Genomic DNA, 12667 nt, shown 5'->3' with positions numbered 1-12667 from the left:
TTGCTGAACGATCGCGTACTCTGGCTGCTCGATGACACGGCAGCGAACCGCAGGCTGATCGGCCGCTACATCGACGTGTGGGAATACCCAGATGGGCGCCTCGAAATCCGCGCTGACGGCAGCGTGCTGCATGCTGTGCCGTACGACAAGCTCGCAGACGTCGACCAAGGCGCGATCATCGAGAACAAGCGTCTTGGTCATGCGTTACAGGTCGCGCAAGCGTTACAGGCGCAGCGGGATAACCGTCGGATCTCAGGCTCGCCGTCTCGCACAAACCGAGGTGCTGCGGTGCGCACTCACAAGCCCTTGCCCGGCACGAAGAAGTCGCGCGCATTCACCCGAGCCGATCTGGATCAAGCAATCGTGCAGGTCGCGCAGCAGTCTAAGACGCCTTCAACACCTGGCCAACGGTCTGTTCGCACTCGCTGAACAGTATGAAACGCCCCGGTCCGATCAAGGCCGTCCTTCAACACTACGTGGTTTCAAACCGTTGAAAACAGCGCCAATCACACATCAAAAACACGACATCTGTATTTAGCCGGCGGTACGACATTTCAATTTTGCTTTGACAGGGAGTACTGGGTAATTATTGAATGTTGATGATCGAGCGAAGGCAAAGGCTGCGCAGAATGAATCACACACTCGCGGCGGCTTATAGCGGCCAGCCACCGCCGGGCAGTTCCGCTGACAATGCCGCGTAGCCGGTGTCGCCGGCGAAAAAGGATTGGGCTTGCACTCGGCGCCACGCACACATCTGCGCCGCGGTCATATACGTCGGCTTGGTCGTTTCGACGGGGCGCTAGTTGCGGGCTCGACTAGCCTCCCTGCTTGTCGAACTTGTCTAGGACCAGGGCTGCGTGGGAACGTGGTCGCGACTGCTCCGTTCGTTTTCGACGATATTCGCCGCTTCGAGCAGGTCTTCGTCGATCGCGCACTATCCTTCGTAGTGCAACTCGCAGTGCGTGACCGCGACGCGGTGAATCTTCGACTTCAGCATTTGCGTTGCATAACCAATCCGTCCTTTTAACTTCTTATGCGTGTCTCCGCCGTTCCAGACGGCTTTAGATCTCGAGGCTGTCGAAAAGACGCGTGGCGCCGAGCTTGGCTGCGGCGAGCACCACCAGTTCCGAGTTCGCGTCTTGCGGACCCGGCGGCAGCAGATTCGAACGCCTGCGCACCGCGACGTAGTCGGGCTGCCAGCCACGAGCCGTGAGCGACGCCATTGCCGCGCGCTCCAGCGCCGGGAAGTCGCGCCCGCCCGCGAGCACCGCGTCGCGCACACGGTTGAGCTCGGCGGCCAGCATCGGCGCCGCGGTGCGCTCGGCCGGCCGCAAATAGCGGTTGCGCGAGCTGAGCGCAAGACCGTCGGTATCGCGCACGGTTTCGGCCGCGATGATGTCGGTGGGCAGCGAGAATTGGTTGCACATGCGGCGCACGATCATCAACTGCTGATAATCCTTTTTGCCGAACACCGCGGCGCGCGGTTGCACGCACGACATCAGTTTCATCACTACAGTGCACACGCCCTGGAAAAAACCGGGGCGGAATTCGCCCTCGAGAATGTCGCCCAGATCGTGCGGCGGATGCACGCGATACTCCTGCGGCTCCGGGTACAGATCGCGCTCTCTCGGCGCGAACAGCACGTAGACGTCTTCTTTCCGCAGCTTCTCGATATCGGCTTCGAGCGTGCGCGGGTATTTGTCGAAATCCTCGTTCGGCCCGAACTGCAGACGATTGACGAAGATGCTCGCCACCACCGGATCGCCGTGCTGGCGCGCGAGGCGCATCAGCGATAGATGCCCTTCGTGCAGATTGCCCATGGTGGGCACGAGGGCGGTGCGATTTTGGCCGCGCAACTGGTCGCGCAATTCATGGATGGAGCTGATGACTTTCATTAAGCGCCTGTATAGGTGCGGGTAAATCGGACGTCTTCCCGCCCGATCGATAAATCGACGGATTTATAGCGTATATCACTTGTTGAGCAAGCAACAAGTGGCTAGATCCGCCTAGGGCAGTAGCCGCGCGCAACTCATCGATATGCTCACCGCCGAGCGAAATCGCCGCAAGCGCGCTCACAAAGCCACCTTGCCAGTATCGATGAGTTCATCCAGTTCATCACTCAACGTATCAAGGACATCGATGGCGACATCGACACATCGACGCCTTCTTGCACGCCAACAAACTCTGGCGTAAAACCGAATCCCAGCTGCCCTCCGCGCCAGGCATCGAAAAAGGCACGGCAGCTACGCTCATCGGCTTCCTGCCGGAATTGGGTACCCTCAACCACCGACAGATCGCCTCGGTCGTCGGCCTCGCTCCATTCAATCCGACAGCGGAATCCATTGCAGACGGAGTCACACCAAAGGCGGCCGTCATTTCGTACGGCGCGCCCTCTACATGGGCTGTGTCGCCGCGCAACGCGCCAATCCCTACATCAAGGCGTTCTGCGATCAGCTACGCGCCCGAGGCAAAAGAACCAAGGTCGCCTTGGTCGCCGCCATGCGTAAGCTGCTCGCTCAGCTCAACGCCATGATGCGCGATGGCGAAGACTGGGATCCCGCCGAAAGTTTGATCCCCTCCAACTCAGCACTTGACTCTCAATACAGTTGCTTTCTTTGTGGCGGTAAAGAAAGCGAGTGCCCACGCACAGGAGCACAGGGGGCGCTAATAAGGCATTAACAATAGAAAAAGGCCATCGGCATACAAAGGAAGAAAGGCCCAATCCCTCAAACCCCAACTTGCTCATCCTCGTCCTTCATAGCCAAATCAAAAAAACCACCCTGCGCAGCGGCACCAACCCTTGCATAAGCGCGATTAACGCCACTAATAACAGCCCGAATAGAAGCAGTAACCAGGTTGGCATCAATACCAACTCCAAACGCGCTACCAGCCACATCAGCCCCGGCCATCTCAGCAACAGCCACAGCCTGAGCATCGGCCCCCTGCGTTAAAGCCCGCTCTTCATAGTGCTGAATCCGCACCGGTACCCCCATCGCGTGCATCAACGCATCAATCGGCCCATTGCCTGCGCCGCTCAAAACGCGTCGCGAGCCATTAATCTCGACAGTGAGATTGATCCTCGCGCCGTCCCCCTGCTCGGACAAGTGGTGACCGATATAACGCACAGGGGCCACGCTGTGCACATATTCCTGCTGGAACAACTCCCAGATCTGCGAGGGCGTGACTTCCTGCCCACTATCATCGGTATAGCGCTGCACAGCGGAGCTGAAATCCACCTGCAACCGTCGTGGCAACACAACGCCATAACCCTGCTCGAGCAGGTACGCAATCCCGCCCTTGCCGGACTGGCTATTCACACGAATGACAGAATCGTAAGTACGGCCGAGATCGCTCGGATCGATCGGCATATACGGCACTTCCCAGATAGCATCCGGCTTTTGCACGGCGAGGCCTTTCTTGATCGCGTCCTGATGCGTACCGGAAAACGCGGTGAACACCAGATCGCCGACGTACGGATGACGCGGATGTACCGGCAACTGTGTGCATTCTTCAGCGGTCCGTGCGACTTCGTTGATGTTCGAAAAATCGAGCCCAGGATCGACGCCTTGCGTGTAGAGATTCAACGCAAGCGTGACGAGATCGACATTGCCGGTGCGTTCGCCATTGCCGAACAGGCAACCCTCAATACGATCGGCCCCGGCCATCACCGCGAGTTCGGCGGCCGCCACCGCAGTGCCCCGGTCGTTATGCGGATGCACGGACACGATCAACGAATCGCGGCGCGCGAGATTGCGGTGCATCCATTCGACTTGGTCAGCGTAGACGTTCGGCGTCGACATTTCGACGGTGGCGGGCAGATTGACGATGGCCTTGTGCTCGGGCGTCGGTTGCCAGATGTCGAATACGGCGTCGCAGACTTCCTTGGCGAATTCGAGTTCGGTGCTGCTGAACGCTTCGGGGCTGTATTGCAGTGTGATGTGCGTTTCGGGCGTGGCATCGACGAGACGTTGCATGGTGCGTGCGGCGCTTTGCGCGAGTTCCTTCACGCCGCTTTTCTCCAGACCGAACACAATGCGCCGAAATTCCGGCGCAGTCGCGTTGTACAGGTGAACGATGGCGCGCGGCACACCACGCAGCGATTCGAACGTGCGCTCGATCAGATCGTCGCGGGCTTGCGTCAAGACTTCGATGGTGACGTCGTCGGGGATATGGCCGCCTTCGATCAACTCACGCACGAAATTGAAGTCGGTCTGTGAAGCGGACGGAAACCCGACTTCGATTTCCTCGAACCCTATCTGCACGAGGGTCTTGAACATGCGCATCTTGCGCTCGGCGTTCATCGGTTCGAACAGCGACTGGTTTCCGTCGCGCAAGTCGGTGCTCATCCAGATCGGCGCGCGCGTAATGGTGCGCGACGGCCACTGACGCTCCGTCAAATTGACAGGTTTGAACGATCGGTATTTGGTAGCAGGGTTCTTCAACATTTTCATCATCCGTAGGTTCGACAAGCGGGTAGTCGACCGGACGACGAAAAGGCAAAAGCATGGCCGCCGGTCGGAAACCGGGGCTGGGTCAGTTACTGGGGAATCAAGCGTTGCTTCGGAGTCAGGCGGAAGCGCGCAGCAGCAGACCTAGCCCGGTAGAGCGGGCTAGTAGTTGGGATAGGATGGTCTGGGCGCGGTACATAGCATGCGATAGGAACACATTGTTGGGATCGCGTCAAGCGCCGTACGATCCGACCGTATCCGTATCCGTACCCCTTACTTTGGCTTCACCAAGCGAAAGGTCATCCAGTCCCCTTCGCCGATTGCCGCATATTTGGCACGGTCGGCGTCGCCGCCCGGCGTAATGTCAGGTTAATAGGTCGATCACGTAAGACGGCGCGATGACGGAATCGCCCTATCACGGTCATCGTTTCCCAGCCGAGGCCATCAGTTGCGCTGCGCGCTGGGCTTCCGCTCAGTTGAGCTTGCGAGACATCGATGAACTGCTCTTCGAGCGCGGTGTGACGAGACCGTCCCGGAGCAATCTGGCCGTCGCTCAGATGCGCAGCGTTAATAGGGAGAAGTCCACGACGCTTGACAGTCACCGGTCAACAATCTTGATGACCGACCAGTAAGCGGTAGAATAGATCGTCGGTAATCAAGGAGCTAGACGGTGACTAAGGGACAAGCGGTGCAAGGCGCGGTGCGGGCACGATCGCGCGAAGCTGTCGGTGAACGAAACGCTGAGCTGCCTGCAGAGCTCGGATCAGCGAAAGGAGCGACGGCCCCGACCTCGAAAGCGCCCGGATCGATGTCGCGGCGCCGGTCACAGGAAGAGCGGCGTTCGGAAGCGGAAGCGCGGCTTCTCGCCGCCGCACTTGACTTGCTCTCACGCAAAGGTTGGGTAGGAATGACGCTGGCAGAGGTCGGCGAGGCGGCCGGCTACAGCAGGGGGCTGGCGACGCATCACTTCGGCAACAAAGGTGAGCTACTACGCACCTTAACCGCGAATATGTATCGCTCTTTCGCGGAGGAAATGCAATCCGTGCAGCCATCGCCTGCTGGCCTGCAGGCGGTACTCGGCTATGCGCGTGTGTATTTGGGGCGCAGTGATGCGCAGTGGACGAATACACGCGCTCTTTTGCTGCTCCTCGCGGAGACACTGTTGGAGAACTCCGATACGGTCCATGTTGTGGCTGAGTGCAACCGTGAGATGTTCGAGTGGATTGAGGAGAACCTGCGGATCGGCATTGTGCAGGGCGAGGTGCGCCGCGACGTAGATCCCGCTTTAGGCGCTGAGTTTGTTGTGGGCGCTCTGCGCGGGCTGGCGCAACAGCGACTTTCGCAGGGCCGAGTGGCGAACATCCGCCGAAACAAAGAACAGGTGGTGAAAATGATCGAGCAGATGTTCGCGGCGTCCGGCGACCGCGCGTCAACTGAGGCACGCAATGAGCGATGAAATGGGTGACATTCTCAATCAAGCGACCCAGCGTATTTTCGCCGGCTCGCCTCTCGGACTTATGGGCAGTTCTGCAAAGCGCCGGATTCGACAAGGCGTTACTCCCTGAAAGCAAAAGGCGGTGCTGGCGTGAGTCGGCCCGACGCACGCGGACTCTTGGCGATCGCTGGCGAGCACGCCGCGGCCGTGCCATTGCCGAACCTACGATTGGCCATCGGCTTGCAGATCGCGCTGACATTAAAGACCTCGGCTTACCGACGATCGCGTTGCCGCCGCATTCTGAAATCCGACTCAGTCGCGATGGGGACAGCTGACGCGTCCATGGCTCGATGCAACGAGTGCCTTGAGGACGCATATGCACGCGCGTGAGTTCGTTCTGGATGCGCGATTCTATCTGCAAGCGGCACGCCGTCCGCGGCGCGCCGTAGCCATTACATGGCTCTGTTGTGTTGTACGTCGCCGGTCGGTGAGACACAGCGCTGGCCTGAGCCAATTTCTGGTCGACATGAAGATGCCCGGAATCGTAAGCGAGCCGATTGTCAACACCGCCGGATAGCACGATTTCAACGAAGTGCACCTGCAAGACGTCGTCCTTCCAGCCGACGCGCTCATCGACACCGAAGGTTAAGGTTGGCAGCAGGTCTCGAGCGAAATCGCGTTCGAACGTTGCTGCAGACCGAGCCCGATCCAGGTGCCACGCGTGCTGGGGCCGCAAAAACGCACTAGCCGGCTTCCCATTTCCTTGTTATACAACAAACAAGTGACTATAATGGTGACGTCTCTTGACCGGTCATTGAGATAGGCGGAAGCACGTGAAACCATCAGACGAAACGGAAGAGCTCCATCACCGGCAGAGTGAAGCAGTGCGAGGGCACACGGGCTGCACACCTGCCCGCAGGCCGCGTGGAGTTATTATGGGAAGATCATCCTTCCGTTTATGGGCGCTAGTGCTGATGAAAAGCTGGTTTGCGGCATGGCCTTAGGGTATGCGGATGAGTCGGCGCCCGAGAATACTTTGCACACGCCGCGCGAAACGGTGGAGAGTTTCGCGCGCTGGGTCTGATCCGCAATATCACCGCGCCAAGTTGCAACTGTCGTCTAACCGCGATGGTTGCGCGACGCCGAGGTGCGGTGGTGCCAATAACGGCGGCCCGGTGCATTCGCACTCGCGCGCTTTTCCCGAGGCGCTCATACCTTTGCGTTCGGCCACTCCGGCAGTAGCTCTTTGAGGGCGATAAATGACTTTTTCCGCGGCAGTTCGACGACGAGAGATACATAACCGCTCAATCGACATGAAGGTTTTCGCTCGTGATGACGGGTTGTACGATATCGAAGCACGACTGGTCGACATTAAGCCATTCGCATTTCCGGTTGTCGGCCACTCCAAAGCTCTGCCGGCGAGAGCACCTCTACACGATCTCTCACTGAGGGTCACGGTTAGCGAAGACTACGTTGTGAAAAATATCGAAGCCTCATCGGACCGGACGCCTTTTGACGTATGTAGGGAAGCGCAATCGAGTCTATCGCCGTTGATCGGTGAGCGCATTGCTGCAGGATGGTCATCCATCGTTAGGCAGCGGCTCCAGGACTCTTCAACTTGTACGCATTTACGTGAATTGCTCATCCCGTTAGCGACGGCAGCTATACAGGGCATCAAAGGGTTGCGCAGGGAAGGACAAACCTCGGTTGATGCGAGCCAGACGGACGTGAAACTTGATAGCTGCTACGCGTTTGCGCGAGACCGCGAGATCATACGGCTATATTGGCCGCATCTCTACGAATCGGGAGAACAGTAGTGGGCAAACGCAACGCGCAACTGCCTAAGTGATTTCCGCTGCCTGCAGCGAACGATACGCGCGCTGTACGCCCCACATTCGATATCGTTGGACGCCTCAAAAATCGGCGAGGCTTTGTCCATGATTCGAATGGCAGATCTGTGCGCTGCTAGTTGGCGTGCTTGTTGACGTAAGGAGGATCAGGGGCGCGTCACAACGGGTTGCGTGATTCTAGCGCTTCGGTAAAAGCAAGCGCAGCGTCCCTTCAGCCAGGCCGCTGCGGAGCCGCCAGGGACACGCCCCCAACCAGCCCCCTGCCTGGATGCAAATCAGCGCGCCAGGACCGCCAGTCGCGCGAGCAAGTCGGGCGAAGCCGTAGTTGCACATTCGAGCTTTCTTCCCTCGATCCTACGTAAATCGATTGGACGCAAGACTGTTTTTCAACTCACACTAAATCGATCGAACACAACTACAGATGATAGGATTCGCCGAACTTTCAAGGAGCGGGGCTGTGGCAAAAGGACAAGCGGCGCGAGCCGCACCGCGACGGCTATTAGGGTCGGCGCGCCGCTTGCAGCACGAACGTCGGGCGGAGTCGGAGGCGCGGCTTATAGCCGCCGCTCTCGGTTTACTCTCCCGTAAAGGGTGGGTGGGAATGACCTTGGCGGAGGTCGGCGAGACCGCCGGTTACAGTCGAGGACACGCTACGCATCATTTTGGTAGCAAAGGTGCGCTGTTGCGCGCTCTGACCTCCCATATCAACCATTCGTTTGCGCAAGAAATGCATGCCGCGCCGCCGTCGCTGCCTGGTCTGCAGGCAGTGCTAAGCTTTGTACGGGTGTACTTCGGGCGCAGCGATCCGACGTGGACCGATACGCGGGCGCTTCTTCTGCTTCTCGCTGAGGCTTTGCTTGAGACTTCCGACACTGCGGAAGTCGTGGCTAGGTATAACCATGAAATGTTCATGTGGCTAGAGGAAAATTTACGGCTGGGCATTGCACAGGGCGAGGTGCGCCGCGATGTTGATCCCGCTTTTGGTGCGGAGTTTGTGGTGGGCGCTCTACGGGGGCTTGCGCAGCAGCGTCTTTCGCAAGGTCACGTGGCAGACTTATGCCGAGACAAAGACCGGCTCGTGCAAATGATCGAGCGGGCGTTAGCCGCACCTAGCATGAGCGCAGCCAGCAGCTCATTGCGCAAGCCGTCAACCTTACCGTGAGAGCAGAGCTCGAACCCGTCTCGTAGCTATTCATGAATGTTCGCGGGTATGCTGCGAGCCCTTCGTAAGCCTGAACCTGCATCGCGAGGACGTGTATAACGTGCTGATTGAGTTCGCCGCCAAATGTATTCCCAAGCAAGCGCTCGCGTGTACCTGCGCGTCCATAAATCCGCATAACCCCATCTTTTCTCATCCGTGTACTTGCTATCGGACCAACAAGTTCGTAGAATCAGTGAATGTTGACCCTGCCGCTCGGGACCTCCTTCTGCCAATTACGAATAGCCAATGGACAGGAGACACCAGTGACCTACGTTTCCCGCTTGCGCATGATTGGCATCGAGGCCAGGCAAGTTGTTATAGGACCAAGGTGCACTCTTCGAGCCCACCTTGTTACGGTCTCGTCGTGGACCTCTCCGTGGTCGTTCCGGAATTGACCGAAATCGTCTGAGCGCTCGACGCTTCGGAAGCGAGTCAAGCTCATAGTCGCAGGAGTGAATAGTGATTGGACAGCAAAGGTCGTTGCGTCGCGTCGTCGAATCGTGGCTTGGCGCGCACGACGCCGAGCATCTTCGCGTTACCCGCTCTAGCCGGACGCGTAGGAAACTGTGCCGTTATGTGCTCGTGGAAGCCGCGCACCAAGAGGGCACGCTGGCCATCGTATTCTTCCGCCATGCCGACGGCTCGTGGTGTGTCTTTCCTCCGGCGCCACGCCGGCCCGTCATGGGTGGGGCCGTTTAGGCTGCCCATGTGCCGGACGCAAGAATCAATACCGGGTGGCCTGTTGAGCTTCTATGCCGCTCGGATAGCCCGCACCGCATGCACTGGAAGGCCGCTTGGCAAGGAAATGCTTTGGCGAGTATGAGCAGATGGCAGAAGGACGCCGAAATTCAGCGTCACGGCGAAGACCTGTATTTTCGGAGCGTCGTCAAATCGCGCAGGGTGAGGCCGCTGGATGGCAGCAATGCCCATTTTTCGGGGATGAGTGCATGACTTATAAAGCGGTCGATTTCAACATCGAAGACGGCATCGCGTTCCTTTACTTGAACCGGCCAGCGGCCAAGAACGCGCTTGATGACGTCATGCGCGGAGAAATCGCTGACGTCATCAGACGCTTGCGCAAAGGGCTCGACCACAAGGAGCTCGATGTCAGAGCCCTGGTGATCGGCGGGCGCGGCGGTGCCTTCTGCGGCGGCGGTGACGTGAAGGGCATGGCCACGAAAAAGACCGGCCTGATGATGCACAGCCGCATGACGGACGTTCAGGATTGGTTTCGCGACCTCATCAAGCTCGAGATGCCCGTCATCGCGGCTGTCGACGGGCCAGCTTTCGGTGCGGGATTTAGCATTGCGCTCGCGGCCGACTTCATCATCGCGACGCCTAGGTCAAGCTTTTGCGCAGCGTTTGGCCGCATGGGACTGGTGCCGGACACGTCCATTCTCTTCATGCTGCCTCGCATCGTGGGGTTGCAGCGGGCCAAGGAGTTGATCTTCTCGGCGCGGGTGCTGGGTGCCGACGAGGCCAAAGCAATGGGCATCGTCTACGACCTGGTGCCCGAAGGCGAAGCCATCGAAGCGGCCACCGAGCTCGCTCGCAAGATGAAGCTGGCGTCCGTTGCCGCTGTCGCACTCACAAAGCAGCTGCTCAATCAGACGTTCGAGTCGAGCCAGACGGCGATGGCGCAGGCCGAGGCGCTCGCCCAGAGCATCGCCATTGGCACCGACTACCACGCTGATGCTGTCCAGCGCTTCGTTGGAAAGTCGCCTCTGTTGTTCACGGGCTTCAGCGTGCAAAACTGGCGCAAGCCGACGCAGCCGAAATAGCCTCTTACCCATTCACTTTCCTAAAAGAGCCACCTAGCATGTTCGACCGCTCCAGCCTCTCGCTTCCCGTCATTTGCGCCCCTATGTTCCTCGTCACCGGGCCCGACCTGGTGCGCGAGGCTTGCCTCGCTGGACTGGTGGGTGTGATCCCGCGCCACAACGCGAGAAACCTCGAGCAGTTCGAAGGCTGGCTGGAAGCGATCCAGACCGCGCGAAAAGAAGCGCTGGCCCGTTCCGTCAAGGTGGGCCCTCTTGTGGTCAACGTGGGCGCGAAGCTGTCGGCGTCCGACATCACGGACACTTTGCAGCTTGCAGGTAGCTACGGGGTCGAGACTGTCATCAGTGTCGGCGGCGGGCCGCGCGAGGTCGTGCGCGTCGCGCATTCGAAAAGCATGGGAGTGCTCCATGACGTCATCAGTCTGGAGTTCGCGAAGAAGGCAATCGGCCAGGGAGTCGACGGCCTCATCGCCATCGGCTTGGGAGGCGGCGGCCATTCCGGGCTGCTGTCTCATCTCACGCTGATTGAAAAAATCCGCACTACATTCAAGGGTCCCCTAGTGATGGCGGGGGGAATCTCGACGGGCGCCGGCGTGCGGGCTGCGGAGGTTTTAGGCGCCGACTATGCGTACATGGGGACGCGCTTCATTGCCACGAAGGAAGCCAATGCGCCTGCCGAGTACAAGCAGATGCTCGTCGAATTGACCTCGGAAGACCTGGTCTACACGCCCGACATCACCGGCGTGGCGGCGAACTGGTTGAAGCCGTCGCTGCAGCGCTGCGGGATCGATATCGAGACGCTCGCGAAGCCAGGGGCCGGGCGCTTCGATCATCTGCCGAACGACATCCGGCCGTGGCGGGACATCTGGAGCGCCGGGCAAGGCATCGATCTCATCGACGATGTTCCCGAAGTCGCCACACTGGTCGCGCGGCTCGTCCGCGAATACCAGGCTGCCTGCGCGGCGGGAGTCGGTGGGCAAGAGCTTTCGAGCCATTGAGGAAATTAAGCAATAGCAACCTGATCCGCTTCTGGAATAGCGGCTTGCGAGTCTCGCGCCGTTGCCCTGGCACGATGTCACTTTGTCCCACAACTTGCCGTCGTCAGCCAAGGTGCGATTATGCTGCGAACGCAGTAATGAATCCACCAGGTGGCGCAGCTCGTTTTCTTTGACCTTTAGCGGCATGATGTCCGATTCTCGGTCAGCCATATAGACCAGTCTCGTGGCAGGCAGTGCAGCCGCTTGTTCAGCAACCCGCTCATATCCTTCGGTCCAGCGGGTACTTTCCTTGATGCCGGAGTGCACGCCGTCCGCACCCTTGGGCTTGCGTGTCCACATGTAAAACAGTATGAGGTGTTGCGACGACCGGTTGAATCCGCCAACCCTCAAGCACTTCACGGAACAGGACGAATACTGCGGATCGAACACGATCCCCGCAAGATCGCAGTGCTGAAACCGCAACTCCTTGTCCCAACGGATGTCATGTCATCGCCTTGATGAGACCGCAGTACAGCGGTTAGGTCAGCGAGACGCTTGATTGGGCCATTGCCGTTCGAATGGCTTCATCGAACGACGGGGAAGTGGCCACATGGCGATGGTTCACGCTCACAAGCCATCCGTCGTGCGATAAGCACCAGCGAATCTTTCCGGCCTCGAACATTGCGGAGAACCACCGCCAGACGGAGGCGTCTTCGTAGTTCGCGCCCGCGGCAGCCAGCGCACGAGCCTCTCGCAGTTTTTGGATTTCGTCGCTGTATCTTTCGCTGGTCTTCATATTCTCGCTACCACTTATGTTCGCATCGCGCATGGTGACTCGTCATCTTGGGATGATTGCGTGCCACCAATGTCGGACGTATCCAATTGCCCGTAACCTTGCAATCCGCGACCGCCCGTAGATGCGCGCACCCATGATGCAATAGCGCGGACAGTGGAAGACGAGCTCGTAAAAAGCCTGGA

The 12667-nt window shown here is 59.0% G+C and carries 9 protein-coding genes and 3 pseudogenes; 8 read left to right on the top strand and 4 right to left on the bottom strand.

Features of this window, described 5'->3' with window-relative positions; translation table 11 throughout:
• Nucleotides 1–429: pseudogene (locus AWB74_RS37765) on the top strand (ISNCY family transposase); the annotation flags it as partial.
• Nucleotides 430–937: 508 nt separating this feature from the next.
• Here the strand turns inward: AWB74_RS37765 and AWB74_RS48285 are convergent.
• A pseudogene (locus AWB74_RS48285) lies at nt 938–997 on the bottom strand (aspartate 1-decarboxylase); the annotation flags it as partial.
• Between the two features lie 64 nt (nt 998–1061).
• Nucleotides 1062–1895 (bottom strand): pantoate--beta-alanine ligase, encoded by an 834-nt coding sequence (gene panC, locus AWB74_RS37760; RefSeq protein WP_061151695.1) that lies wholly within the window; start codon nt 1893–1895, stop codon nt 1062–1064.
• Between the two features lie 304 nt (nt 1896–2199).
• Here panC and AWB74_RS48780 point away from each other — a divergent pair, with 304 nt between their 5' ends.
• Entirely contained in the window at nt 2200–2679 is a 480-nt protein-coding gene (locus AWB74_RS48780) for a transposase (RefSeq protein ID WP_087039413.1), read from the top strand.
• Between the two features lie 47 nt (nt 2680–2726).
• On the opposite strand, the gene leuA is transcribed toward AWB74_RS48780, so the two are convergent.
• Nucleotides 2727–4445: a 2-isopropylmalate synthase gene (gene leuA, locus AWB74_RS37750; protein WP_061151699.1), complete on the bottom strand. Its 1719-nt coding sequence runs from the start codon at nt 4443–4445 to the stop codon at nt 2727–2729.
• Between the two features lie 401 nt (nt 4446–4846).
• Between leuA and AWB74_RS49065 the strand changes: the two are divergent.
• The 6 genes and pseudogenes from AWB74_RS49065 to AWB74_RS37715 all read left to right on the top strand — a co-directional run.
• Nucleotides 4847–4969, top strand: a pseudogene (locus AWB74_RS49065) (IS6 family transposase); the annotation flags it as partial.
• A 149-nt stretch (nt 4970–5118) separates the two neighbouring features.
• Entirely contained in the window at nt 5119–5904 is a 786-nt protein-coding gene (locus tag AWB74_RS37740) for a TetR/AcrR family transcriptional regulator (RefSeq protein ID WP_143749402.1), read from the top strand.
• Nucleotides 5905–7142: 1238 nt separating this feature from the next.
• Nucleotides 7143–7700, top strand: a complete 558-nt coding sequence (locus AWB74_RS48775) for a DUF2889 domain-containing protein (RefSeq protein ID WP_087039412.1) — start codon at nt 7143–7145, stop codon at nt 7698–7700.
• A gap of 550 nt (nt 7701–8250) precedes the next feature.
• Nucleotides 8251–8895, top strand: a complete 645-nt coding sequence (locus tag AWB74_RS37730) for a TetR/AcrR family transcriptional regulator (protein ID WP_160110356.1) — start codon at nt 8251–8253, stop codon at nt 8893–8895.
• 986 nt (nt 8896–9881) lie between these two features.
• Nucleotides 9882–10715 carry an enoyl-CoA hydratase/isomerase family protein gene (locus tag AWB74_RS37720; protein ID WP_061151689.1) on the top strand — a complete coding sequence of 278 codons (834 nt, stop codon included), beginning with the start codon at nt 9882–9884 and terminating at the stop codon, nt 10713–10715.
• Nucleotides 10716–10753: 38 nt separating this feature from the next.
• Complete coding sequence (locus tag AWB74_RS37715; RefSeq protein ID WP_061151688.1) at nt 10754–11710, top strand: NAD(P)H-dependent flavin oxidoreductase; 957 nt, start codon at nt 10754–10756, stop codon at nt 11708–11710.
• Nucleotides 11711–12227: 517 nt separating this feature from the next.
• On the opposite strand, the gene AWB74_RS37705 is transcribed toward AWB74_RS37715, so the two are convergent.
• Nucleotides 12228–12518, bottom strand: a complete 291-nt coding sequence (locus tag AWB74_RS37705; protein ID WP_235024827.1) for a hypothetical protein — start codon at nt 12516–12518, stop codon at nt 12228–12230.
• Nucleotides 12519–12667: the final 149 nt, after the last annotated feature.

It is taken from the genome of Caballeronia arvi, from assembly GCF_001544695.2.
GTDB lineage: Bacteria > Pseudomonadota > Gammaproteobacteria > Burkholderiales > Burkholderiaceae > Caballeronia > Caballeronia arvi.
Note: the sequence above shows the minus strand (reverse complement) of the source record. Positions and strands in the feature narration are given on the sequence as shown.

Bases quoted from the DNA above. Each gene is read 5' to 3' on its own strand.
- panC (WP_061151695.1), bottom strand. From the start codon at position 1,895: ATGAAAGTCATCAGCTCCATCCATGAATTGCGCGACCAGTTGCGCGGC.
- leuA (WP_061151699.1), bottom strand. From the start codon at position 4,445: ATGTTGAAGAACCCTGCTACCAAATACCGATCGTTCAAACCTGTCAAT.
- AWB74_RS48775 (WP_087039412.1), top strand. From the start codon at position 7,143: ATGACTTTTTCCGCGGCAGTTCGACGACGAGAGATACATAACCGCTCA.
- AWB74_RS37720 (WP_061151689.1), top strand. From the start codon at position 9,882: ATGACTTATAAAGCGGTCGATTTCAACATCGAAGACGGCATCGCGTTC.
- AWB74_RS37715 (WP_061151688.1), top strand. From the start codon at position 10,754: ATGTTCGACCGCTCCAGCCTCTCGCTTCCCGTCATTTGCGCCCCTATG.
- AWB74_RS37705 (WP_235024827.1), bottom strand. From the start codon at position 12,518: ATGCGCGATGCGAACATAAGTGGTAGCGAGAATATGAAGACCAGCGAA.